The sequence below is a fragment of the Kitasatospora sp. NPDC101183 genome (assembly GCF_044767945.1).
Classification (GTDB): Bacteria; Actinomycetota; Actinomycetes; order Streptomycetales; family Streptomycetaceae; genus Kitasatospora.
This window is the reverse complement of record NZ_JBIWOW010000046.1, coordinates 16,603-39,044: the sequence shown is the minus strand read 5'-3', so window position 1 is coordinate 39,044 and position 22,442 is coordinate 16,603. Positions and strand designations below refer to the sequence as shown.

Annotated in this window: 23 protein-coding genes and 1 pseudogene; 17 read left to right on the top strand and 7 right to left on the bottom strand. The window is 75.6% G+C overall.

Annotated features, from left to right (window positions below; translation table 11 throughout):
- Nucleotides 1-397: 397 nt before the first annotated feature.
- The 7 genes from ACIRRS_RS36905 to ACIRRS_RS36875 all read left to right on the top strand — a co-directional run bounded on the left by ACIRRS_RS36905 (nt 398) and on the right by ACIRRS_RS36875 (nt 7,317).
- Nucleotides 398-1,579 carry a hypothetical protein gene (locus tag ACIRRS_RS36905; RefSeq protein WP_402980924.1) on the top strand — a complete coding sequence of 394 codons (1,182 nt, stop codon included), beginning with the start codon at nt 398-400 and terminating at the stop codon, nt 1,577-1,579.
- 171 nt (nt 1,580-1,750) lie between these two features.
- Nucleotides 1,751-3,064: a molybdopterin-dependent oxidoreductase gene (locus ACIRRS_RS36900; protein ID WP_402980933.1), complete on the top strand. Its 1,314-nt coding sequence runs from the start codon at nt 1,751-1,753 to the stop codon at nt 3,062-3,064.
- 18 nt (nt 3,065-3,082) lie between these two features.
- Nucleotides 3,083-3,592, top strand: a complete 510-nt coding sequence (locus ACIRRS_RS36895; protein WP_402980921.1) for a hypothetical protein — start codon at nt 3,083-3,085, stop codon at nt 3,590-3,592.
- A gap of 96 nt (nt 3,593-3,688) precedes the next feature.
- Complete coding sequence (locus tag ACIRRS_RS36890) at nt 3,689-4,534, top strand: S-methyl-5'-thioadenosine phosphorylase (RefSeq protein WP_402980918.1); 846 nt, start codon at nt 3,689-3,691, stop codon at nt 4,532-4,534.
- Nucleotides 4,535-4,546: 12 nt separating this feature from the next.
- On the top strand, nt 4,547-5,950 hold the full coding sequence (locus ACIRRS_RS36885) for a glycosyltransferase 87 family protein (protein ID WP_402980915.1): 1,404 nt from the start codon (nt 4,547-4,549) through the stop codon (nt 5,948-5,950).
- Nucleotides 5,951-6,071: 121 nt separating this feature from the next.
- Nucleotides 6,072-6,725: a molybdopterin-dependent oxidoreductase gene (locus ACIRRS_RS36880; RefSeq protein ID WP_402980930.1), complete on the top strand. Its 654-nt coding sequence runs from the start codon at nt 6,072-6,074 to the stop codon at nt 6,723-6,725.
- On the top strand, nt 6,709-7,317 hold the full coding sequence (locus tag ACIRRS_RS36875; RefSeq protein ID WP_402980912.1) for a cytochrome b/b6 domain-containing protein: 609 nt from the start codon (nt 6,709-6,711) through the stop codon (nt 7,315-7,317). The genes ACIRRS_RS36880 and ACIRRS_RS36875 overlap by 17 nt, the downstream gene beginning before the upstream one ends.
- An 18-nt stretch (nt 7,318-7,335) precedes the next feature.
- Here ACIRRS_RS36875 and ACIRRS_RS36870 read toward each other — a convergent pair whose 3' ends face one another.
- From ACIRRS_RS36870 to ACIRRS_RS36860, 3 genes and pseudogenes are all read right to left on the bottom strand, one after another.
- Nucleotides 7,336-7,989, bottom strand: coding sequence for a methyltransferase domain-containing protein (locus ACIRRS_RS36870; RefSeq protein WP_402980909.1), 654 nt, complete (start codon nt 7,987-7,989; stop codon nt 7,336-7,338).
- The gene (locus ACIRRS_RS36865; protein WP_402980927.1) at nt 7,986-8,513 is read right to left on the bottom strand and encodes a DUF2064 domain-containing protein; all 528 of its coding nucleotides are present in this window, start codon (nt 8,511-8,513) and stop codon (nt 7,986-7,988) included. The genes ACIRRS_RS36870 and ACIRRS_RS36865 overlap by 4 nt, the downstream gene beginning before the upstream one ends.
- A gap of 99 nt (nt 8,514-8,612) precedes the next feature.
- A pseudogene (locus tag ACIRRS_RS36860) lies at nt 8,613-9,326 on the bottom strand (glycosyltransferase family 2 protein); the annotation flags it as partial.
- A gap of 168 nt (nt 9,327-9,494) precedes the next feature.
- Here ACIRRS_RS36860 and ACIRRS_RS36855 point away from each other — a divergent pair.
- Nucleotides 9,495-10,262, top strand: a complete 768-nt coding sequence (locus ACIRRS_RS36855; RefSeq protein ID WP_402980906.1) for a response regulator transcription factor — start codon at nt 9,495-9,497, stop codon at nt 10,260-10,262.
- Nucleotides 10,259-11,410, top strand: a complete 1,152-nt coding sequence (locus ACIRRS_RS36850; protein ID WP_402980903.1) for a sensor histidine kinase — start codon at nt 10,259-10,261, stop codon at nt 11,408-11,410. The genes ACIRRS_RS36855 and ACIRRS_RS36850 overlap by 4 nt, the downstream gene beginning before the upstream one ends.
- A 7-nt stretch (nt 11,411-11,417) precedes the next feature.
- Here the strand turns inward: ACIRRS_RS36850 and ACIRRS_RS36845 are convergent, their stop codons facing one another.
- Together ACIRRS_RS36845 and ACIRRS_RS36840 are read right to left on the bottom strand one after the other, a co-directional pair.
- On the bottom strand, nt 11,418-12,473 hold the full coding sequence (locus ACIRRS_RS36845) for an NAD-dependent epimerase/dehydratase family protein (protein WP_402980900.1): 1,056 nt from the start codon (nt 12,471-12,473) through the stop codon (nt 11,418-11,420).
- Nucleotides 12,474-12,575: 102 nt separating this feature from the next.
- Entirely contained in the window at nt 12,576-13,703 is a 1,128-nt protein-coding gene (locus tag ACIRRS_RS36840) for an NADH:flavin oxidoreductase (RefSeq protein ID WP_402980897.1), read from the bottom strand.
- Nucleotides 13,704-13,887: 184 nt separating this feature from the next.
- On the opposite strand from ACIRRS_RS36840, the gene ACIRRS_RS36835 reads away from it, so the two are divergent.
- From ACIRRS_RS36835 to ACIRRS_RS36825, 3 genes are all read left to right on the top strand, one after another.
- Entirely contained in the window at nt 13,888-14,796 is a 909-nt protein-coding gene (locus tag ACIRRS_RS36835) for an oxygenase MpaB family protein (protein ID WP_402980895.1), read from the top strand.
- 45 nt (nt 14,797-14,841) lie between these two features.
- On the top strand, nt 14,842-15,816 hold the full coding sequence (locus tag ACIRRS_RS36830) for a hypothetical protein (protein WP_402980893.1): 975 nt from the start codon (nt 14,842-14,844) through the stop codon (nt 15,814-15,816).
- 69 nt (nt 15,817-15,885) lie between these two features.
- Nucleotides 15,886-16,569, top strand: a complete 684-nt coding sequence (locus tag ACIRRS_RS36825) for an HAD family hydrolase (RefSeq protein WP_402980890.1) — start codon at nt 15,886-15,888, stop codon at nt 16,567-16,569.
- 132 nt (nt 16,570-16,701) lie between these two features.
- Here ACIRRS_RS36825 and ACIRRS_RS36820 read toward each other — a convergent pair whose 3' ends face one another.
- Nucleotides 16,702-17,523 (bottom strand): alpha/beta hydrolase, encoded by an 822-nt coding sequence (locus tag ACIRRS_RS36820; protein WP_402980887.1) that lies wholly within the window; start codon nt 17,521-17,523, stop codon nt 16,702-16,704.
- Between the two features lie 154 nt (nt 17,524-17,677).
- Between ACIRRS_RS36820 and ACIRRS_RS36815 the strand changes: the two genes are divergently transcribed.
- Nucleotides 17,678-18,475 carry a hypothetical protein gene (locus ACIRRS_RS36815; protein ID WP_402980884.1) on the top strand — a complete coding sequence of 266 codons (798 nt, stop codon included), beginning with the start codon at nt 17,678-17,680 and terminating at the stop codon, nt 18,473-18,475.
- A 29-nt stretch (nt 18,476-18,504) separates the two neighbouring features.
- On the opposite strand, the gene ACIRRS_RS36810 is transcribed toward ACIRRS_RS36815, so the two are convergent.
- Nucleotides 18,505-18,855 (bottom strand): DUF6401 family natural product biosynthesis protein, encoded by a 351-nt coding sequence (locus ACIRRS_RS36810; protein ID WP_402980881.1) that lies wholly within the window; start codon nt 18,853-18,855, stop codon nt 18,505-18,507.
- Nucleotides 18,856-18,984: 129 nt separating this feature from the next.
- Here ACIRRS_RS36810 and ACIRRS_RS36805 point away from each other — a divergent pair, with 129 nt between their 5' ends.
- The 4 genes from ACIRRS_RS36805 (at nt 18,985) to ACIRRS_RS36790 (ending at nt 22,387) form a co-directional block, all read left to right on the top strand.
- Nucleotides 18,985-19,911, top strand: coding sequence for an LLM class F420-dependent oxidoreductase (locus ACIRRS_RS36805; protein ID WP_402980878.1), 927 nt, complete (start codon nt 18,985-18,987; stop codon nt 19,909-19,911).
- Between the two features lie 85 nt (nt 19,912-19,996).
- Nucleotides 19,997-20,674: an AAA family ATPase gene (locus tag ACIRRS_RS36800; protein ID WP_402980875.1), complete on the top strand. Its 678-nt coding sequence runs from the start codon at nt 19,997-19,999 to the stop codon at nt 20,672-20,674.
- Nucleotides 20,675-20,804: 130 nt separating this feature from the next.
- Nucleotides 20,805-21,788: a zinc metalloprotease gene (locus tag ACIRRS_RS36795; RefSeq protein WP_402980872.1), complete on the top strand. Its 984-nt coding sequence runs from the start codon at nt 20,805-20,807 to the stop codon at nt 21,786-21,788.
- 140 nt (nt 21,789-21,928) lie between these two features.
- Nucleotides 21,929-22,387, top strand: a complete 459-nt coding sequence (locus ACIRRS_RS36790; protein WP_402980869.1) for a universal stress protein — start codon at nt 21,929-21,931, stop codon at nt 22,385-22,387.
- The last annotated feature ends 55 nt before the right edge of the window (nt 22,388-22,442 follow it).

The following is a 22,442-nucleotide window of genomic DNA, read 5'->3' as shown; positions in this document are numbered from 1 at the left end:
GCCTCATAGCGCCGATGGTACTGCAGGGGGGACCCTGTGGGAGAGTAGGACGCCGCCGAACAATCATTGTGAAGAACCCCCGTCCGGGACCCGGATGGGGGTTCTTTGCGTTTCTGGCAATCCAGCAATCCAGCAATCCGGCAATCCGGCAATTCCCGGAGAACCGGGCACGGGAAAACCGGGTGGACAGGCCGGCACCGCCACCGCTACGGTCCTGGGCGTGGCCGTCGTAGCGATCATTCGCCGATTTACCGGCCCCCTGGCCCCCGAAGGGCGCCGCAGGGGTCGGACTTCGCCACGTCTCGGGAGCTGAGGCAGGCAGGCCCCGGAGAGCGGTGAGGCCCAGGGGCCGGGGGGTGTGTGATTCCCCGTCACCGCTCTTGGCCAGGAGGCCGACATGCCCGCCCACCTCTCCGCCGAACACCTCGCCCGCGACCTCGCCGTCCGGGATCTCAGCGACCCCGCCGCCGGACCGCACGCGCTCCAACTCGTCCTCGGCCGGGCTGTCGACGCGCTCGCCGAGCGCTGGGGATGCCAGGTCCGCTGGTGGCGCGGCGAGCGCACCGTCACCGTCGAGGACAACTACGACAACCTCGGCTACCACCCCGACGACGTCACCCGGGACGCCCGCTACACCCGGTACGTCGACGACCGGCACATGCTCCGCAGTCACTCCAGCGCGCTGGTCCCGGCCGCGCTGCGGGCCCTGGCCGCAGAACAGGGGACGGAACAAGCGGGCGGCCAGGAGGACGTGCTCCTCGTCTGTCCGGGCCTGGTCTACCGCCGCGACAGCATCGACCGGCTGCACACGGGCACGCCCCACCAGGTGGACCTGTGGCGGCTGACCCGCCGCCCGGACCGGCTGACCACGGCGGACCTGGACGAGATGGTCGCCACCCTCGTCGGGGCCCTGCTCCCCGGAGCGGTGCACCGGCACGAGGCGCGCGTGCACCCGTACACCCTCGACGGGCGCCAGGTGGACGTGGACCGGCAGGGCGAGTGGATCGAGGTCGCGGAGTGCGGCCTGGCGCACCCGGAGGTGCTCGGGCGGGCCGGCCTGGGGGCGGAGTGGAGCGGGCTCGCGCTCGGGATGGGGCTGGACCGGATGCTGATGCTGCTCAAGGGTGTGCCGGACATCCGCATCCTCCGCTCCTCCGAGCCGTCCGTTGCCGCCCAGTTGACCGACCTGGCCCCGTACCGGCCGGTGTCCGTGATGCCGCCGGTCCGCCGGGACCTGTCCGTGGCCGTCGGCCGGGAGGACCTGGTCGAGGACCTGGGGGACAGGGTGCGTGACGCCCTCGGCCCGGACGCCGACTGCGTGGAGGCGGTGGAGATCCTCTCCGAGACGCCGTGCGAGGAACTGCCGCCGCAGGCCCTGGCGCGGCTCGGCGCCCGCCCGGACCAGAAGAACGTCCTGCTCAAGGTCGTCCTGCGGCACCTGGAGCGGACCCTGACCGACCACGAGGCCAACCTCCTGCGCGACCGCGTCCTCGCGGCCGTCCACCGGGGCGGCGTCCACCAGTGGGCGGCGGCCCCGATCGAGGCGGTGCCCAACCGGGGTGAATCCCAGCGCCGTTGACGCCGCCGTCATCCGTACGGGTGGAGTCGGCGCGGCGCCGGTGCCGTGGGCGCCGGGCCGCTCCGCCCCCGGTGGTTGAGTGTGCGGCGAGCGTCGGACAGCGGGAGGTGGTCGGTGGGCAGGGACCGGCGAGGCCGGGCCCGGGCCCGGCTGCGCAGGGCCGGCGACGGCCTGCGGCGGGGCGCGGAGCAGACCAGGGCGGCGGTGGCGCGCCTGCCCGCGCCGCCCGGGCCGTTCCGCGCCGGGTTCTGGCGCAGTCCGATCCGAGGCCCGTGGCTGACCTCGGTGTTCGGGCTGGTGCTGCTGGCCGGGATCCCCCTGCTCTTCGTCACCGGGGCGCTGTCCTACGCCGCCTACAACCCCGGTCTCGGCCCGCTCAACGACCAGACGCCGGACAAGGGCCTGTTGGGCTTCTACCTGTTCGACTGGCCGACCCGCCCGGTGTGGCTGTACCGGCTGAACCAGGGCGTGCACGTGACCCTCGGGATCGCGCTGGTGCCGGTGCTGCTGGCCAAACTGTGGTCGGTGATCCCGAAGCTGTTCGAGTGGCCGCCCGTGCGCAGCGCGGCGCACGCGCTGGAGCGGCTGTCGCTGCTGATGCTGGTCGGCGGGGCGGTCTTCGAGTTCGTGACGGGAATCCTCAACATCCAGCTGCACTACGTGTTCCCGGGCTCCTTCTACACCCTGCACTTCTACGGCGCCTGGGTGTTCATCGCCGCCTTCGCCGTCCACGTCGCGCTCAGGTTCGGCCGGCTGGTCCGCGCGCTCAGGTCGCGCCCGTTCCTGAGGGAGCTGCGTACCGGCCTCGCCGGGACCCGGCCCGAACCGGCCGACGCGGACGGGCTGGTGGCGCCCGCCCCGGCCGCGCCGACCATCGCCCGGCGCGGTGCGCTGGCGCTGGTCGGCGGGGGATCGCTGGCCCTGATCGCCGTCACCGCCGGGCAGAGCATCGGCGGCCGGCTGCGGTCGACGGCGCTGCTGGCGCCGCACAACCGGGAGCCGGGAAGCGGGCCGAACGGCTTCCAGGTCAACAAGACGGCCGCCGCCGTCGGCATCACGGCGGCGATGGTCGGCGCGGACTGGCGGCTGGAGCTGCACGCCGAAGGCGCCGGGCCCGTACGGGTGTTCACCCGGGACGAGCTGCTCGCCCTGCCGCAGCGGTCCGCCGCGCTGCCGATCGCCTGCGTGGAGGGCTGGTCCACCCCGGACCAGGACTGGAGCGGCCTGCGGCTCGCCGACCTCGCCGCCCTGGCGGGGCTGCCCGGGGCCGGGAGCGTCCTGGTGGAGTCCGTCCAGCCGCCCGGCCCGTACACCTCGGTGCTGCTGCGCGGGAACCAGATCCGCGACCCGCTCTCGCTGCTGGCCCTGCGCGTCAACGGGGCCGACCTCTCCCTCGACCACGGCTTCCCCGCCCGGATCATCGTCCCGGCCAACCCGGGCGTGAACAACACCAAGTGGGTCCACCGGCTCACGTTCAGGACGTGAGGCGTGAGGAGCAAACACGTGAGGACCGAGGGGGCGCGGATCGCCGCGTTCGCCCGCTGGTACGGCGCGAGGCCGCTGCACCTGCTCGCGCTGCTCGCCTCCTTCGCCCTCACCGGGTACGCCGTCGAGCGGCTGGTGGCCGAGCGGCCCATCGCGGTGGCGCTCTGGTTCGTCGGCGCGGCCGTCGCCCATGACCTGGTGCTGCTGCCGCTGTACTCCCTCGCGGACCTCTCCGCCCGCTCCCTCCTGCGCAGCCGCGGCCGGTCGCGGGCGCCGGAGCCGGCCGTGCCCTGGATCAACCACCTGCGCGTGCCCGTCTTCCTGTCCGGCCTGCTGCTGCTCGTCTGGTTCCCGCTGATCCTCGGCCTGTCCGAGCCGTACGAGGGCGCCACCGGCCTGTCCGAGGGGGTTTACCTCGGCCGCTGGCTCGCCGTCACCGGGGTGCTGTTCGCCCTCTCGGCCGTCCTCCTCGCGCTGCGGCTCCGCCGGCACGCGGGCCCCCGGGGGCGGCGCGTCCGCAGACCGTGAGACACCGTAAGACTCCGTAAGACGTCGCTCCGCGCCGTCCCGGCGCCGGGCTCCTACAGTGGCCGGGACGTTCTCCCCACGAAAGAGGTGGCACAGGTGACGGTCGATCAGGGCACCGCACGGGCCGAGTTGGGCGTGATCGGCGGCTCGGGGCTGTACGCGCTGCTGGAGCAGGTGACGGAGGTACGGGTCGAGACGCCGTACGGCCCGCCCAGCGACGCGCTGTTCCTCGGGGAGGTGGCCGGTCGCCGGGTCGCCTTCCTGCCCCGGCACGGGCGCGGCCACAAGCTGCCGCCGCACCGGATCAACTACCGGGCCAACCTGTGGGCGCTGCGCTCGCTGGGCGTGCGGCAGGTGCTCGGGCCGTGCGCGGTGGGCGGGCTGCGGCCGGAGTTCGGGCCGGGCACGCTGCTGGTGCCCGACCAGTTCGTGGACCGCACCTCCGGCCGGGTGCAGACCTTCTACGACGGGCTGCCGCTGGCGGGAGGGACGGTCCCCGAGGTCGTCCACGTGTCGATGGCCGACCCGTACTGCCCGGCCGGGCGCCGGGCCGTCCTGGACGCGGCCTCCGGCGCGGCCTGGGAGCCGGTGGACGGCGGCGTGCTCGTGGTGATCGAGGGGCCGCGCTTCTCGACCCGCGCCGAGTCCCGCTGGTTCACGGCCAACGGCTGGTCCGTGGTCGGCATGACCGGCCACCCCGAGGCCGTGCTCGCCCGTGAACTCGGGCTCTGCTACAGCTCCCTGGCGCTGGTCACCGACCACGACGCGGGCGTGGACGCCGGCGAGGGCGTGACCCACGCCGAGGTACTGGAGGTCTTCGCCGGGAACGTGGACCGGCTGCGCACGGTGCTGTTCAAGGCGCTGGAGGGCCTGCCCACGGAGCGGGACTGCCCCTGCTCGCACGCCCTGGACGGTCTGACGACCGGCCTGCCCGGCGTCTGACCGGCCATCGCCGTGCCGGCCCGCGTCCTGCCTCGCACCCTGCTTTGTGCCGCCGCCCTCGCCGCCCTCACAGCGGCCCTCGCGCTGACCGTGACGGTCGGCGGCACCATGGCCGACCCCCCGCACCTGTACGGCTGGTACGTCCTCGACGCCGCCCTGTTCGCCCTCGCGCTGCTCCTGCTGCGCCGCGTCGACGCCCGCCGGGTGGCCCCGCTGGTGCTGATCGGCAGTGTCCTGGTCGCCGGAGCCGGCCTGCTGGCGCCGCCGCGCACCAGCGACGACGCCTACCGGTACGTGTGGGACGGCCGCGTCCAGGCCTCCGGCCACTCCCCGTACGACCGGACGCCCGACGATCCGGTCCTGCGCGGGCTGCGCGACCCGGAGCTGTTCCCGACGGGCGACGCCTGCACGGCCTGGGACGAGCGGCGCACGGCGGTCGGGGACTGCACCCGCATCAACCGGCCCGCCGTGCACACCATCTACCCGCCGGTCGCCGAGGCCTGGTTCCTGGCCGTGCACCCCTTCGGCGGCGGCGTGCGCGGCGAGCAGGCCGCCGGGGCGCTCCTGGCGGTCGCCACCACCGGTGCGCTCCTCGCCGCCGCCGCCGGGGAGCGCCGACGGCGGGCGGCGCTGTGGGGCTGGTGCCCGGGCGTGACGGTGTGGGCGGTGAACGACGCGCACGTGGACACCCTCGGCGCGCTCCTCATGGTCGCCGGGCTGGCCTGCGCGGCCCGCCGCCGCCCCGGCACCGGCGGTGCGCTGCTCGGTGCGGCGGTCGCGGTCAAGCTGCTGCCCGGCCTGGCCCTGCCCGGGGCACTTGCCGGGCTGCTCGCCCGCAGGCCGGGACGGCGGGAGCTCACCGTGGCCGCGGCGGCCCTCGGCGCCTTCCTGCTCGCGTACCTCCCGTACGTCGCCGTCTCGGGCCCCGGCGTCCTCGGATACCTGCCGGGGTACCTGCGCGAGGAGGGGTACGAGCAGGGCCACCTGGAGCGGTTCGCCCTGCTGCGCACGGTGCTGGCCGACCGGTGGGCGCCGTGGGCGGCCGCGCTGGTCCTGGCCGCCGTGGCCGGGTGGGTGCTGCGGCGCGGGCATCCGGAACGGCCCTGGGGCGGCGCCCTGCTGGTCACCGGGACGGCGCTGCTGCTCGTGGCGCCGAGCTACCCCTGGTACGGGCTGCTGGTGGTGGCGCTGGTCGCCCTGGACGGCCGGTGGGAGTGGCTGGCCGTCCCTGCCGCCGGGCAGGTGCTGTACCTCGTCGGCGGGGAGGACGCCCAGCGCACGGCGTACGGGGCCGCGCTGGTCTGCGTGCTGGCGGTTCCGGCGCTGCGCAGACTGGCTCGGCGCAAACTGGCCCTGCGTGGGCCGGCGCTCGTCGCAGCGACGCCGCAAGCGGAGCCGGAGATGACGAAACCCTGACGTCACGGCTCCGCCCCTGGCCCCGGGCCCGCCGGACTGCTCGAATCGTGCCGTGGACCGTACAGAGAGAACGAACGACGAGGGCCGGGGCACCCCGGTGGGCCGCCGGGTCGTGCTGGGCATGCTCGGCCTCGGCGCCCTGGGCGTCGCGGCCGGCCCCGCCCTGCAGCGTGCCGAATCGGCGCTGGCGGAGAAGGACCCGAGCGGCCTCAGCGGCCTGCTGCCCGGCAACAACGGCTTCCGGTACTACTCGGTGGTCTCCTCCGTCCCCGAGCGGGGCGAGCGCGACTACACGCTGACCGTGGACGGGATGGTGGAGCGCCCGGCCGCCCACCGGCTGGCCGACCTGCGGGCGATGCCGCAGCGGCGGCTGGTCAAGGACGTCCAGTGCGTCACCGGCTGGCGGGTGCCGGACACGCCGTTCGAGGGGGTGCCGCTGGCGCACCTCCTCGACGCGGCCGGGGTGCGGCCGGGGGCGGGCGCCGTCCGCTTCAGCTGCTTCGACGGGGCCTACACCGAGAGCCTGACGATGGAGCAGGCGCGCCGCGACGACGTGCTGATCGCCCTGCGGATGCGGGACGAGCCGATCGGCCACAGCCACGGCGGGCCGGTGCGGCTGTACGTCGCGCCCATGTACTTCTACAAGTCCGCGAAGTGGCTCTCGGGCATCACCGTCACCGGCTCCGTGCAGCCGGGCTACTGGGAGCGCAACGGCTACGACGTCGACGCCTGGGTCGGCCGGTCGAACGGGAGGGACGATGCGCCGACGAGTTGACCTGGTCCGCCGCTTCACCCGCGCCGAGCGCTGGGTGCACCGCGCGACGGCCTCGCTGATGGGCGTCTGCCTGGCCACGGCCGCCTGCCTGTACGTGGCCCCGCTCGCCGAACTCGTCGGCGACCGGCCGCTGGTGGTCACCGTGCACGTGTGGTGCGGCCTCGCGCTGCCGGTGCCGCTGCTGCTCGGGCTCGCCTCCCGGGCCTTCCGCGCCGACGCGGCCCGGCTGAGCCGCTTCACGGCGGCCGACCGCCGCTGGCTGCGCGCCGTCCGGGCCCGGGAGGCGGACCGCCCGGCCGGGAAGTTCAACGCCGGTCAGAAGCTGTACGCGCAGTGGACGCTCGGCTCGATGCTGGTGATCGTCGGCACCGGGCTGATCATGTGGCTCACCCACCTCGCCCCGGCCGCCTGGCGGACGGGCGCGACCTTCGTGCACGACTGGCTGGCCGCCGCCATCGCCCTCGTCGTGGCCGGGCACATCAGGATGGCCTGGCTGGACGGGGAGGCGCGGCGCGGGATGCGGACCGGACTGGTGGAACGGCGCTGGGCCGAGCGCGAGCACCCCAACTGGCAGCATCCGAAGGCTGATTGAGCGCCCCCCGCGGGCGGCTCAGCCCCGCCGCAGGGCGAGGAAGCGCCGCCCGTGGGAGGCCCAGCGCTCCGCCTCGACCAGGCCCGCCGCGCGGGCGCGGCGCAGGGCCGGGGCCGCGCCGAGGCGGGCCCAGGGGAAGGCGGGGCCGAGCCGTCCGTCCGGGCCCTCGACCCGGACGACGGCGCGCTCGTCCAAGTCCCCCGCTTCGACTTCGACCAGCAACCGCCCGTCCGGGGCGATGAGTTGGGCGCACCGGCGCAGCAGCGCCTCCGGGTCGCCGCCGATGCCGAGGTTGCCGTCCGCGAGCAGGGCCGCGCCCCAGCGGCCCTCGGCGGGGAGGCGGTCGAAGACGGAGCGGCGCAGCGCCGGGCCGCCGAGGGCCACGGTGCGGGCGACGGCCGCCCCGGTCACGTCCACGCCGAGGGCGGGCACCCCTCGGGCGAGCAGCGCGGCGACCAGCCGTCCGGGGCCGCAGCCGAGGTCGAGGACGGGGGCGGCCAGCAGGGCGCAGCGGCGCACCAGGCCGTGGTCGGCCCCGGTCGCCGGCGCGCACCAGCGCTCGATGTCCAGCCGCTGCCGCCGGCCGTCCTCGCGGCGCAGCCACAGCGGCCCGCGCCCGGTGCGCACCGCCTCGGCGAAGGGGTCGTCCACCCAGGGCGCGGCGACGGTCAACCCGCCACCTCCGGCGCGAGGTCCAGAGCGCCGAGCCGGGCGGCGAAGCGGCTGCCCGGGGCCTCGGCGGCCGCCCGTACCGCGTCCTCGCAGGTGTCCACGTCGGTGAGCGGCGGCAGGTGGTGGACGGCCAGCCCGGCCTCGGCCAGGCGGCGCAGCAGGGCGGCGCCCGTGCCGGGGGTGGACATCGGCACGCCGTGTAGGAGGCGGGCGGCCAGGGCGGCGGTCGGCCGGGCCAGGCCCAGCGCCCAGAAGCCGCCGTCCGTCGCCGGGCCGTACCAGGCGTCGACGCCGGGGCGGCGGGCGGCGGCCAGGGGTTCGGCCAGCGCGGCCGCGTCCAGGTGGGGGGTGTCCATGCCGACCAGCAGCGCGGGGGCGTGCGGGGCGAGGCGGGCGGCGTGCCCGAAGGCGTCGGCGATCCGGCGGTCCAGGCCGCCGCCGCACTGGGGGAGGACCTCCCAGCCCTGCGGCAGCCAGGCACCCGGTTCGCCGTCCAGGACGAGCAGGCGCCGCCCGGCGGGCATCGTGCCCAGGGTGTGCAGGGTGTCGGCGAGGGCGGCCTCGGCCAGGGACGCCGCCTGGGCGGGGGTGAAGGGCGGGGTGAGCCGGGTCTTCACCCGGCCGGGGGCGGGCGCCTTGGCGATCACCAGCAGGGTGGGCGGCGGCGCGGCCAGCACGGCCCGCATGTCGCGCACGGCCTGGCGGGTGCCGCGCAGGGTGCCGGTGACCTTGGACCGGCCCGTGCGGGGCAGGTAGTCGACGGGGGTCTCGGCGATTCGCAGCCCGGCGGCCGAGGCGGCGAGGACCATCTCCAGCGGGTAGCCGGAGCGCCGGTCGGCGAGGCCCAGGGCCAGCAGCCGCTCCCGGCGTGCGGCGCGCATCGGCCCGAGGTCGTGCAGCGGCGCCCCGGTGCGCCGGCGCAGCGTGCGCGCGAGGACGGCGTTGGCGAGGCGGGCGTGCGGGGGCCAGGCGCCGGGCGTGGCCGGGCGGCGGCGGCCGAGCACCAGGTCGGCCGTCCCGTCCGCCACCGGGCCGGTGACCAGGGGGAGTTGGGCGGGGTCGAGCGATCCGTCGCAGTCCAGGAAGCAGACCAGGTCGGCGGTGGCGGCGAGCAGCCCGGCGTGGCAGGCGGCCCCGAATCCGCGCCGGGGCTCCTCGACCACGGTCGCGCCGAGGGAGCGGGCGAGCTCGGCGGAGCCGTCGCGCGAACCGTTGTCCACGACGACGGCCCGCCAGCCCGCCGGGACGCGCCCGAGGACCCAGGGAAGGGCCTCGGCCTCGTCCAGGCAGGGCAGGACGACGTCCGCCACCAGGGCGGAAGGGAGGGGTGGAGTCACGCCGGTCACGCTAGCGGCGCCCGGCCGCGCCGTGACCGAACCACGCCCTTACGGAAGTGCTACGGGCCCATGTCGGGCCCGGACGGCGGATCTTGCGGATCTTACGGAAGTCGGACGTGCGCCCCGGCCCGGGCCCGGGGCGCGCCCGGTACTCGTATCCTCGGCGAGGTGAACCTCAGCACCGCCCCCGCCGGAGCGCCGGACCCGGCCCGCATCCTGGTGATCGACGACGACCCGACCGTGGCCGAGGTGGTCGCCGGCTATCTCGCCCGCGCGGGCCACCGCGTGGACAGAGCCGCCGACGGCGCGCAGGGCCTCGCCCTGGCCCGCGCCCACCGGCCGGACCTGCTGGTGCTGGACCTGATGCTCCCCGGCATCGACGGCCTGGAGGTGCTGCGCAGGCTGCGCGCCGACGCGCAGGGCGCCGACCTGCCGGTGGTGATGCTCACCGCCAAGGGCGAGGAGACGGACCGCATCCTCGGCCTGGAGCTCGGCGCGGACGACTACGTCACCAAGCCGTTCAGCCCGCGCGAACTCGTCCTGCGCGTCCAGTCCGTGCTGCGCCGCTCCCGGGCGGGCGCGCAGGCCAGGCCGTCCGGCGCCCTGGTGGTCTCCGGGGATGTCGCGCTCGACCCGCAGGCCCGCAGGGCGCACCGTGCGGGGCGCGAACTGCGCCTGACGCTGCGGGAGTTCGACCTCCTGGCGTTCCTGCTGCGGCATCCGCACACCTCGTTCTCCCGGCAGGAGCTGATGGAGCGGGTGTGGGGCTGGGACTTCGGGGACCTCTCCACCGTCACCGTCCACGTCCGCCGGCTGCGCGAGAAGGTCGAGGACGACCCGGCCGCGCCGGCGCTGATCACCACCGTGTGGGGCGTCGGGTACCGCTACGACCCGGCGCGGGACGTACAGCGGGACGTACAGGGGGAGCCGGCGTGAAGGACCTGCTGCTGATCGCCCTGTTCGCCGCGCTCGGCGCGGGCGGGGCCGGGCTGCTCGGCTGGGCGGCCGTACGGCTGCTGCGCCGCCGCTCGCTGATGCTCTCGCTGTTCTGCGTCGCGGCCGTCACCGTGCTGGCCGTCACCTCCGGCACCTTCGCCGTCGCCCGGGCGATGTTCCTGTCCGGGCACGACCTCGGCGTGGTGATCACGGTGCTGGGCATGGCCTCCGTGGTCTCGCTGGTGATCTCCGCGCTGCTCGGGCGCCAGGTCGTCGCCGGGAGCAGGGCGCTCACCGAGGCCGCCCGGACGGTCGGCACCGACGGCGGGTTCGCCGCGCCGGAGCACCCGCTCGGCCCGGAGTTGGCCCAGCTCAGCGCCGAACTCGCCGCCACCAGCGCCCGGTTGGCCGAGTCCCGGGCGCGCGCCCAGGTCCTGGACGCCTCCCGCCGGGAGCTGATCGCCTGGATCTCGCACGACCTGCGCACCCCGCTCGCCGGCCTGCGCGCGATGGCGGAGGCCCTGGAGGACGGCGTGGCCGAGGACCCGGGGCGCTACCTGCGGCGGATGCGCGCCGAGGTCGAGCGGCTCACCGGGATGGTGGACGACCTGTTCGAGCTGTCCCGCATCCAGGCCGGGGCGCTGTCCCTGTCGCTGTCCCGGGTGTCGGTGTACGACCTCGTGGACGAGGCGCTCGCCGGGGCCCACCCGCTGGCCCGCGAGCGCGGCGTGCGGCTGGAGGGGCGGCAGGTGGCCGCCGAGCCCGTCGAGGTCGACACCGGCGAGATCACCCGGGTGCTCGCCAACCTCCTGGTCAACGCGATCCGTTCGACCCCCGAGGACGGCGTGGTGGCCGTTTCCGCCCGGCGGGAGGAGGACGGGGTGGTGCTCTCGGTCGTGGACGGCTGCGGGGGCATCCCGGAGCAGGACCTGCCCCGGGTGTTCGAGACGGGCTGGCGCGGCAGCACCGCCCGCACCCCGCGCCCGGCCGACCCGGGCAGCCCGGGGGAGCGGGGCGGGGGCGGCGGCGCGGGCCTCGGGCTCGCGATCGTGCGCGGCATCGTCGAGGCGCACGCGGGCCTGGCCCGGGTCCGCAACGTCGCCGGGGGGTGCTGCTTCGAGATCGTCCTTCCGGCCGCCCGGAGTTGACGGTCCGTCAGGTCCTTTGCGGCGCCGCCGCGAACTCGGCCGTGCCCGCCGCGAACGGCTCCTCCGCCCGCCACCCCAGCTCCGCCCGCAGCCGCGCCGAGTCGGCCGTGATGTGGCGGACGTCGCCCAGCCGGTACTCCCCGGTGACCACCGGCTCCGGCCCGCCGCAGGCGGCGGCCAGGGCCCGGGCCATCTCCCCGACGGTGCGGACCTCGCCGCTGCCCGTGTTGTACGCCCGTGCGCCGCCCGGAGGCCGGTCGCCGACCGCCTCCAGCGCCGCCAGGTTGGCCCGTGCGACGTCCCGGACGTGGACGAAGTCCCGGCGCTGCCCGCCGTCCTCGAACACCCTCGGCGCCTCGCCCCGGGCCAGGGCCGAGCGGAACAGCGAGGCCACCCCCGCGTACGGGGTGTCGCGCGGCATCCCCGGCCCGTAGACGTTGTGGTAGCGCAGCGTCAGCACGCGCCCCCCGCAGGCGCGCGCCCAGGCGCTCGCCAGGTGCTCCTGGGCCAGCTTGGTCGCCGCGTAGACGTTGCGCGGGTCGGCCGGCTCGTCCTCCGCCACCAGGGCGGGGCGCAGTTCGGCGCCGCAGCGCGGGCAGGGCGGCTCGAACCGGCCGGCGTCCAGGTCCGTCGGGAGCCTCGGGCCGGGGGAGACGGCGCCGTGCAGCGGGCAGCGGTAGCGGCCCTCGCCGTAGACCACCATCGAGCCGGCGAGCACCAGGCTGCGCACGCCCGCGCGGGCCATCGCGGCCAGCAGCACCGCCGTGCCCAGGTCGTTGCAGCCCGCGTAGGCGGGCGCGTCGTCCAGGTCGAGCCCCAGCCCGACCATCGCCGCCTGGTGGCAGACCGCGTCGACGCCCGCGAGCTCCCGCTCGACGGCCCGCGCGTCCCGGACGTCGCCGTGGCGGAACCGGACGCCCTCCGGCAGTTCGGGTGCCGCGCCCCGGGGGTGGACGGCGGGCAGCAGCGCGTCCAGCACCCGGACGTCGTGGCCCGCCGCCGCGAGGGCCCGTACGACGGCCGTGCCGATGAACCCGGCGCCGCCGGTGACCAGAATCCTCATGGCCGGTGACGCTACCGGCCGTGAGCGCTCCGGCGGCCCCTTGCGGCCGTCGTGTCACCCTTCGGTAAGGGACGGCACGACGGCCGCCGGGCGCGGACGTCGTCAGTTCAGGGTGCGCACCGCGGCCGGGTCGTACGCCTGGAGCTCGTCGAAGCGGCCGGAGAGGACCTTCGCGGCCCACTGCGGGTCCTGGAGCAGGGCGCGGCCGACGGCGACGAGGTCGAACTCGTCGCGCTCCAGCCGGTCGAGCAGCTTGTCGATGCCCTCGACGCCCGAGCCCTCGCCGGCGAAGGCGCGCGACACGTCGCCGTCCAGGCCGACGGAGCCGACGGTGATGGCCGGGCGGCCGGTGATCTTCTTCGTCCAGCCGGCCAGGTTGAGGTCCGAGCCGTCGAACTCCGGGACCCAGTAGCGGCGGGTCGAGGCGTGGAAGGCGTCCACGCCCGCCTCGGCGAGCGGCGTCAGGAGCGCCTCCAGCTCCTGCGGGTTCTCGGCGATGCGGGCGTCGTAGTGGCCGCCCTTCCACTGCGAGTAGCGGTAGATCACCGGGAACTCGGGGGAGACGGCCGCGCGCACGGCGGCGACCAGCTCGGTCGAGAAGCGGGCGCGGGACGCGAGGTCGCCGCCGTAGCCGTCGGTGCGGTGGTTGGTGCGGTCCCAGAAGAACTGGTCGAGCAGGTAGCCGTGCGCGCCGTGCAGCTCCACGCCGTCGAAGCCGATCCGCTCGGCCGACGCGGCCGCCTCGGCGAAGGCGGCGATCACGGCGTCGAGGTCGTCGCGGGTCATCGCCCGGCCCGCGCCCTCGGTGCCGTCCAGCCGGATGCCCGACGGGCCGATGGCGGCGGCGCCGACCACCGGCGGGTCCTCCTGCTTGCGGACCATGCCGATGTGCCAGAGCTGCGGCACGATCGTGCCGCCCGCCGCGTGGACCTCGGCGGCGACGCGGGCCCACCCGGCCAGCTGCTCCTCGCCGTGGAAGCGCGGGATGTCGGCGCTCTGCCCGGCCGACTCGTGGCCGACGTACGTGCCCTCGGTGACGATCAGGCCCACGCCGGCGGCCGCGCGGCGGGCGTAGTACGAGGCGACGTCCTCACCGGGCACACCGCCCGGGGAGAAGCTGCGCGTCATCGGCGCCATCGCGATGCGGTTCGGCACGGTCAGGCCGTTGATCGCGACGGGCCGGGACAGGACCTCGGCGGCGCGGGAGGCCGGGTTCGCGGCGGCGGTCATGAGGATTCCCCCAAAGCGGTGGTGATGTTCGACTGGCAACGGACCTGCCAACCACCGTGGCGGCGCCCGCATTTCACCCGCCCCCCGAAACCCGGTGTGATCCGCGCCACTGCCCCCGCCGGGGGCGTGCCGCAGGCGGCCGATACGATCGACGGGGCTTGGCCGTACGGGGGAAGGGCGGGGCGTGACGGACTTCGCGAGCGGGTGGCGCACGCCGGTGGCGGCGCTGCGGGCGCGGCTGCTGGCCGAGATCAACGCGACGGTGCACGGCGACGACCTGCACCTCGAACGCTACGACCGCCCGCCCGGCGACCCGGGCCTGTTCGGGCCCTCCAGCGTGGTGTGGCGGGTGCACGGGCACGTCTCCGGGATGCTCACCGGCGGGTTCGCGGCCCTGCTGCTCCAGTCGCTGCACCCCCTGGCGATGGCGGCCGTCGACGCGCACTCCGACTTCCGCGAGGACCCGACCGGCCGCCTGCACCGCACCGCCCGCTTCGTCAGCACCACCACCCTCGGCTCGACGGCCGCCGCCGAACGCGCGATCGCGGGCGTGCGCGGCATCCACCCCTACATCAGCGGCACCGCGCCCGACGGCCGCCCCTACCGCGCCGACGACCCGCAGCTGCTCACCTGGGTGCACACCGCCGAGGTCAGCTGCTTCCTCGCCGGCTACCAGGCCTACGCCGCCACCCCGCTCACCCCCGCCGAATGCGACCGCTACTTCGCCGAGACCGTCCGAGTCGCCGAACGCCTCGGCGCCCGCGACGTGCCCCGCTCCCGCGCCGAGGTGACGGCCTACCTGGCCCGCGTACGGCCCGAGTTGAAGGCCACCCCACCCGCCCTGGAGGTGCTGCGGCTGCTGCGCGGCTTCGGGCGCAGCACCCGCGAACGGGCGGCCGTACGGATGCTCACCAACGCCTCCATCGGCCTGCTGCCGCCCTGGGCGCGCACCGAACTCGCCGTCCGGCGGCCCCGGTTGGTGCACGCCGCCTGGGACCGCCCGCTGGCCCGCGCCGGCGGGCGGGTCATGGTCTGGGCCTGCGGCCCCTCCGAGATCCGCGCCGCCGCCCTCGCCCGGGCCACCGCGACCTGAGAAGTCCCTTGCGGGCCGGGGCCGTCCGGGGTGACGATCGCGGACGTGCTGCGAATCCACTTCGGACCGGACGACCTCTCCCGCCTGCGGGTGGCGGCGCAGCCGGACATGTCGATGGAACTGACGCTGAGCGTCTACACCCTGGTCAGAGGCCACCGCGACCCGCGCTTCCAAGGCTGGCGCGACTGCGTCCGCGCGACCTGGAACCCGAGGACGGCCCTGCTCTTCGACCTCTACGGGCCGTCCGTCATCCCCGAGTTCCTCGACGTGCGGCGCGACCCCGGCGCCACCGAGAGCGCCACCGCCGGCATCCCCGAGAAGCCGCTGCGCGAACACCTCCGGTCCGTGGGCGACGTACGGCAGTTGAGCGCCTTCGCCCGCCGCGTCGCGGCCGGGGACCACGGCGCCCGCAAACTCCTCGGCAACGTCACCGCCGACTACCAGACCCGCGCCATCGACCCGTACCGGCGCCAGATCGAGACCATCATCGGCACCGAGCACGGCCGCCGCCGCGAACTGCGCGAACCCGACCAGGTGCTGCGCTCCCTCCACCCGACCATCTCCTGGCACCGGCCCGTCCTCAGCTTCCCCCTCACCGGCGGCTGCCGCCACGACCTGCGCCTCGACGGGCGGGGGCTGCTGCTCCAGCCCTGCGTGTTCGGCGTCCGCCGACCGGTCATCGCCCGCTTCGAGGACCCGCAGCGCCAGCCCGTCCTCCTCTACCCCGCCCGCGTCGACGGCCCGCTGAGCCCCACGCCCCCGCCCCCGGCCGCGCCCAGCCGCTCCCTCGTCACCCTCCTCGGCCACACCCGCGCCGCCGCCCTCGCCGCCATCGCCACCCACGGCCCCTGCTCCACCAAGGACCTGGCCACCCACCTCGCCGTCTCCCCCGCCTCCGCCAGCGAACACGCCACCGTCCTCGCCGAATCCGGCCTCACCGCCAAGGACCGCACCGGCCGCACCGTCACCCACCGCCCCACCCCCCTCGGCACCGCCCTCCTCACCGGCCACCTGCCCTGACCCCCGCCCCAACCCTGTCCGCCTCGCGCCGAAAGAGCCCGCGCGAGGCCGCCGACGAAAGAGCAACCGATGCAACTGATGCGACCGATCGTCCTGTTCGACCTGGACGGCCTCCTGATCGACTCCGAGCCGGTCTGGGACGCGGCGAAGCGTGAGGTGTTCGGTCCGCTCGGCCTGCACCTCACACCGGAGATGCAGGCGGCGACGCGCGGGCTGCGGCAAAGGGACATGGTGGCCCATTGGTTCGAGCGGGCGACCCTTCGAGCCGACCCCGACGACGTCGAGCAGCGGATCGTGGCCGCCGTGTGCCGTGGGCTGGAGGGGGTGGCGCTGAAGCCCGGCGCCGAACACGCCGTCGCGGCGTGCGCGCGTGCATCGAGGGCGATGGCCGTCGTGTCGTCCTCGCCGGAGTCGGTGATCCGGGCCGCGCTCGCGAGCACCGGCCTCGACCGGTCCTTCGACGCCGTGTTCTCCGCCGAGGACGACGAACACGGCAAGCCCCACCCGGGCGCCTATCTCCGCGCAGCCGCCGCCCTCGGCGCGTCACCCGACGAATGCGTGGTGATCGAGGACTCGCTCAACGGCGTCCTCGCCGGCGTGTCGGCCCGGATGGCGGTCGTCGCCGTACCCGAGGCCGATGATCGCTGCGATCCCCGCTTCGCGATCGCCACGCTGGTGCTGGAGTCCCTCGAGGATCTGGATGCCTCTGCACTCGGGGCGTACGTGTCCAGGGGGCTTCCCGCCGCGCGCTGAGCCGAGCCCGAGATGGGGCGCCTCGCGGGTGGGAGGCATGTGGGCGGGGGTTCGCGTCTCGGGTGGGTGTCGGCCGCGCGAGAAGTCGGCCCCGCCGACTTCTCACGCAGTGCGCGAGTCGGCCTGCCCCCGTCAGGGGTTGGCCGGGAGGGTGGGGGCGGTGCGGGGTTGGTGGGGGAGGGGGAGGGTGAGGGCTTCGGGGGAGCCGGGTGGGAGGGCGAGGGCGGAGGCGGTCTCGGCGGGGAGGGGGTGGAGGCCGAGGAGGGCGCCGGTGAGGCGGGTGGTGGCGCGGTGCCAGTCGGGGATGCGCTGGAGCATCGCGTGCCCGCTGCCGCCGACGGTGTAGCCGCAGACGCGGGCGCCGGCCGCGCGGCTGCGGGCGGCGAAGGCGTGGGTGTCGGCGGGTGGGGTGACGGTGTCGCGGTCGCCGTGCAGCATGAGGACGGTGCGGCCCGCGAGCTGTTCGCAGGGGTCCTCGGCCGGGCACCAGGGGGCGAGGGCGACCAGGCCGGTGACGGACGGGTGCCCGCCGGCCTGGAGTGCGGCGCGGCCGCCCATGGAGTGCCCGACCAGGACGGTCGGCACCGGCCCGAGCCGCTCCGCGAGTTCGTCGAGGGCGGCGAGCGCGTCGTGGGCGGCGTCGGCGCGGGAGCCGTTCCAGCCCCGGTGCCGGTAGCGGACGGTGCCCACGGCGACCCCGGCCGAGGCGGCCTGCCGGGCCAGCGGCCGCAGGAAGCCGCGCATCCGCAGGAGGGGGAGGTTGAGCACTCCGGGCCGGGAGAGGTTCTCCTCCTCGCCGCCGTGCAGGACGAGGACGGCCGCGCTCGCCTCCGAGGGCAGCACGCGCCAGGCCAGCGCGTGGTGCCCCGCGACCGCGCCGTGGGCCGTACCGCTGTCCGCCTCGCCGATGCTCACCTGGGGGCCTCCCGTCCGGCCGTCCGCTTCCCCGGACATGTCACTGTACGCGTGCGGAGGGCGCGCCCGTTCACCCGAGGGGACCATCCCGGACACCGGCCGCGCGCGGCCCGTGCGGGCGGCTGCTATCCACGAAGGGTGGGGGGTCGCCCGGCGCCGCAACGTCGCGCCGTGTCACCGAGTGGAGGACTCCGTGGCTCAGCAGCTCGCACTCTCCGTCGACTTCGGATCGGGCTTCACCGAGGCCTGGAACAAGATCGCGAAGTTCATTCCGCAGTTCATCGCCTTCCTGGCGATCCTGGTCATCGGCTGGTTCGTCGCGAAGGCGATCACCCGGCTGCTGGACCGCGTGCTGCGCCGCGTCGGCTCCGAGCGGGTGGCCGAGAGGGCCGGGATGGACCGGTACCTGAGCGGCTCCAAGTACGACCTGACCGGCATCGTCTGCAAGATCGTCTACTACGCCGTGCTGCTGATGGTCCTGCAGCTGGCCTTCGGCGTCTTCGGGCCGAACCCGATCAGTGTGATGATCCACAGCATCGTCGCCTGGCTGCCCAAGGGCATCGTCGCCGTCGTCATCGTGGTCGTCGCGATGGCCATCGCCAACGGCGTGCGCGACATCGTCCGCAACACGCTCTCCGGCGCCTCGTACGGCCGCACCGTCTCCACCCTGGCCTGGGCGTTCATCGTGGCGCTGGGCGTGATCGCGGCGCTCGGCCAGGCCGGGATCGCCACCGCGATCACGGGCCCGGTGCTGATCGCGGCGCTCGCCACCATCACCGGCGTGCTGGTGGTCGGCGTCGGCGGCGGCCTGATCATGCCGATGCGCCAGCGCTGGGAGCGCTGGCTGGACGGCGCCGAGCGGGAGACCGCCCGGCTGCGCGGCACTGCCTACCAGGCCGGCCGCGAGGACGCGCTGTCCAACCAGCCGGTGCGCCCGACGACCCAGACCGGCCCGGGCAACCCGCCGCCCCCCGGCATCGACGAGCGCTAGACGAGCGCTAGACGAGCGCTGGAGGAGCGCTAGACGAGCAGGCCCTGCTCGCGCACCAGCCAGCAGATCGCGGTCAGCCGGAGCACGGCGTAGTCGTGGCCGACCGGCTCCCGCCAGCCGATCTCGGCGAGCGCGTCCAGGAAGCCCAGCGCGTAGTCCGACAGTTCCTCACGGTCCAGGGGCCGGGGCGCGAGCTCCGGCCCCTGCGCGTACAGCAGTTCGCGCAGCATCGAGGCGTGCTGGTCGACGGCCGCGACGAAGCCGGGCTCGAAGGCGAACTCGGCCAGCCGGGGCGTGAAGGCGGCCACGATGCCGGGCAGCGGGCAGCCGGCCGCCTCGTCGGGGGAGCGCCGGAAGGACTCGTCGGGGGTCGCGAACATCCGTCCACGGTAGGCGAGCGCCCGGGCCCGACCGGCCGTCCGTGACGGTTCCGTGCTGAGACCTTGGCCACCCCGGATTGGCCGGTTCTTCGCGCCGGAGCCCCGGCGATCCGTACCAGAATGGCCCGTATGGATCTTCGAGTGTTCACCGAACCCCAGCAGGGCGCGACGTACGACACCCTCCTCACGGTCGCCCGCACCGCCGAGGAGACCGGCGCGTTCAGCGCGTTCTTCCGCTCCGACCACTACCTGAAGATGGGCGACGTGGACGGCCTGCCCGGCCCGACCGACGCCTGGATCACCCTCGCCGGCCTCGCCCGCGACACCAGCACCATCCGCCTCGGCACCCTGATGACCGCCGCGACCTTCCGCCTGCCCGGCGTGACCGCGATCCAGGTCGCCCAGGTGGACGCGATGAGCGGCGGCCGGGTCGAGTTCGGCCTCGGCGCGGGCTGGTACGGGGCCGAGCACACCGCCTACGGCATCCCGTTCCCGAAGGAGAAGTTCGGGCGGCTGGAGGAGCAGCTGGCGATCATCACCGGGCTCTGGAACACCGAGCTCGGCGACACCTTCGACTTCGCCGGCGAGTACTACACCCTCGCCGACTCTCCCGCGCTGCCCAAGCCCGCCCAGGGCCGCATCCCGGTGCTGGTCGGCGGTACGGGCGCCAAGCGCACCCCGGCGCTGGCCGCCCGCTACGCCGACGAGTTCAACCTGCCGTTCGTCTCCGTCGAGGACACGGCGGGCCACTTCGCCCGGGTCCGCGCCGCCGTCGAGCAGGCCGGGCGCCCGGGCGACGCCCTGGTGTACTCCAACGCCCTGGTCGCCTGCGTCGGCCGTGACGACGCCGAGGTGGCCCGCCGGGCCGCCGCGATCGGCCGCGAGGTGGACGAGCTCAAGGCCAACGGCCTGGCGGGCACCCCGGGTGAGGTCGCCGAGAAGATCGGCCGCTACGCGGAGGCCGGCAGCGAGCGGATCTACCTGCAGATCCTCGACCTGGACGACCTCGACCACCTGGAGGTCGTCGCGAGCGAGGTCGCCCCGCAGCTGGGCTGATGCGGCGCCCGTCCTGACCACGGGTCTTTACCTTTTCTTGGGAATCGGCGATGCTCCAAGGAGGGGGAACGACGCGGGGAGGACGATGACCGGAACACGGGAGCAACGGGCGGCGGCGCCCCCGGTGCCGCCGCCACGCACGGCAGAGCCCCGCACGGCCGAGCCCCGCACGGCAGAGCCCCGCCCCGCCGAGGCCCGGACGGTACGGGCCGGGCGGCACGAGTTGCGCGGCCCGGGCCCGGCCGCCCTGCACTACCCCGCCGGGGACGTCCTGGTCGTCTCCGGCCTGCCCGGCAGCGGCAAGAGCACCCTGATGCACCGCTGCGTCCGCGCCCCGCTGGTCGACTCCCAGCAGGTGCGCGCCGAGTACGCGGCCCGGCTGCCCGCCCGCCTGCCGTACGCCCTCTACCGCCCGCTCGTCCGGCTCGCCCACTACCGGCGGCTGCGCGACGCCGTGCTGGCCGGCGGCCCGCTGGCGGTGCACGACTGCGGGACCCTTCCGTGGGTACGGGCGTGGCTGTGCCGCGCCGCCGCCCGGCAGGGGCGCCGGGTGCACCTGCTGGTGCTGGACGCCGACCCCGCCGAGGCGCGGGACGGGCAGCGCCGGCGCGGCCAGGGCGTCTCGCGCTACGCGTTCACCCGGCACCGCAGGGCCGTCGCCCGCCTGCTGGCCGCCGGACTGCCGCCCGGCTGTGCGTCGGCGGTGGTACTCGACCGGGCTGCCGCGCGCGCCGTGCGGGAGATCGACTTCACCGCGTCGTAGTCTCGGCGGGTCCGTGGCCCCCGCGCTCCCCCTTACGCGTCGCAGGCCGTTCCGCATGCGGTTCCGCACGCCGCCGGGCGGGCCCCGGGGCACGGCCGACCCTCCGTCAACTCCCTTGTCAGGAGCGCCGATGCGCCGTTCCCCCCGGGTGCGCCCGCGGACCGTCCGCCTGTTCCCCTGTGCCGCCGCGCTGGTCGCCGCGGCCGGCCTGAGCCAGTTCGCGGCGCCCGTGGAGCACCGCGCCGCCGCCGCTTCCTCCGCCGCTTCCACCGTCTGCGACGGGACGCCGGCCCAGGACGCCCTGGCCCGCAAGCCGGCCGGCGACTCCTCCGGCCAGGACCCGAACGCGGTGAGCCCCGCCGAGGCGAAGGCCATGCAGGCGGACCTGGACGACCGGCTGGCCCGGACGGGCTCCGCGCACGTGCCGATGGCCGCCGTGCCGACGACCGTCCCGGTGTACGTCCACGTGATCCACGACGGGCCGGCCGGCCGCCTCGACCAGAGTGCGGTCGACGCCCAGATCGCCCACCTCAACGCCACCTACGGCGGCGAGGGCGCGGGCAACACCGCCACCGGGTTCCACTTCGAGGCGGCCGGGTTCGACTGGACGGACGCGCCCGGCTGGTACACCGGCATGACGCCCGGCTCGGACGCCGAGAAGGCCATGAAGTCCGCCCTGCGCCGGGGTGACCGGGGCAGCCTCAACCTCTACACCGCGCACCTCGGCGAGTCCCTGCTCGGCTGGGCGACCTTCCCCAACGCCTACCGCTCCGACCCGACGGACGACGGCGTCGTCGTCCTCGACGACTCCCTGCCCGGCGGCCCGGCCGTCCACTACAACGAGGGCAACACCGCCACCCACGAGACCGGCCACTGGCTCGGTCTCTTCCACACCTTCCAGGGCGGCTGCCTGCCCCCGGGCGACTACGTGGACGACACCCCGCCCGAGCGCAGCCCCGCCTACGGCTGCCCCGAGGGCCGCCACAGCTGCCCCGGCGGCGGGCTGGACCCGATCCACAACTTCATGGACTACAGCTACGACTCCTGCATGTCGCAGTTCACCCCGGGCCAGGTCCAGCGGATGGCGAACGCCTGGGCGGCCTACCGCGCCTGAGGCGCCCGCCCCGTGCCGGGCAGCGTTTCAAAGGTGAAACGGCCGAAAAGGCGTGGCAAGTACCGGGCATGGGACCGATCTGATCTATGTTCGAAAGAACGAGAACGAGAACGAGCGAGACCGACCGAAGGAGCAACACCATGAGTGCCAACCCCCGGATCGTCGTCGGCGTCGACGGCTCGCCCGCCTCCGAGCAGGCGCTGCGGTGGGCGGTCGACTACGCCAGGGCCGTCGGCGGCACCGTCCACGCCGTCGCCGCCTGGGAGTACCCGGCCTTCTACGGCTGGGGCGGCCAGGCCGTGCCCACCGTCGAGACCTTCAACCCCGAGGAGATCGCGGGCAGGACCCTCGCCGAGACCGTCGAGAAGGTCGCCGGCGCCGAGCCGGGCGTGACGATCACCCAGAACGTCGTGGGCGGCAACGCCGCCCAGGCCCTGCTCCAGGCCGCCAAGGGCGCCGCCCTGCTCGTCGTCGGCAGCCGGGGCCTCGGCGGGTTCTCCGGCGTGCTGCTCGGCTCCGTCAGCCGCCACCTCACCGAGCACGCGCCCTGCCCGGTGACCGTCGTCCGCGAGGACGTCGTCGCGGAGCAGGCGGAGTAGAGAAGACGGAGCAGCCCCGGGGGCGGGGCCGGTGCACCGCCGGGCCGCCGCGCGG

Coding starts and splice junctions, on each gene's coding strand:
- ACIRRS_RS36825 (WP_402980890.1), top strand. CDS start 15,886: ATGCAACTGATGCGACCGATCGTCCTGTTCGACCTGGACGGCCTCCTG.
- ACIRRS_RS36845 (WP_402980900.1), bottom strand. CDS start 12,473: ATGAGGATTCTGGTCACCGGCGGCGCCGGGTTCATCGGCACGGCCGTC.
- ACIRRS_RS36800 (WP_402980875.1), top strand. CDS start 19,997: ATGACCGGAACACGGGAGCAACGGGCGGCGGCGCCCCCGGTGCCGCCG.
- ACIRRS_RS36820 (WP_402980887.1), bottom strand. CDS start 17,523: ATGTCCGGGGAAGCGGACGGCCGGACGGGAGGCCCCCAGGTGAGCATC.
- ACIRRS_RS36880 (WP_402980930.1), top strand. CDS start 6,072: ATGCTCGGCCTCGGCGCCCTGGGCGTCGCGGCCGGCCCCGCCCTGCAG.
- ACIRRS_RS36790 (WP_402980869.1), top strand. CDS start 21,929: ATGAGTGCCAACCCCCGGATCGTCGTCGGCGTCGACGGCTCGCCCGCC.
- ACIRRS_RS36865 (WP_402980927.1), bottom strand. CDS start 8,513: ATGCCCGCCGGGCGGCGCCTGCTCGTCCTGGACGGCGAACCGGGTGCC.
- ACIRRS_RS36905 (WP_402980924.1), top strand. CDS start 398: ATGCCCGCCCACCTCTCCGCCGAACACCTCGCCCGCGACCTCGCCGTC.
- ACIRRS_RS36805 (WP_402980878.1), top strand. CDS start 18,985: ATGGATCTTCGAGTGTTCACCGAACCCCAGCAGGGCGCGACGTACGAC.
- ACIRRS_RS36795 (WP_402980872.1), top strand. CDS start 20,805: ATGCGCCGTTCCCCCCGGGTGCGCCCGCGGACCGTCCGCCTGTTCCCC.
- ACIRRS_RS36840 (WP_402980897.1), bottom strand. CDS start 13,703: ATGACCGCCGCCGCGAACCCGGCCTCCCGCGCCGCCGAGGTCCTGTCC.
- ACIRRS_RS36810 (WP_402980881.1), bottom strand. CDS start 18,855: ATGTTCGCGACCCCCGACGAGTCCTTCCGGCGCTCCCCCGACGAGGCG.
- ACIRRS_RS36875 (WP_402980912.1), top strand. CDS start 6,709: ATGCGCCGACGAGTTGACCTGGTCCGCCGCTTCACCCGCGCCGAGCGC.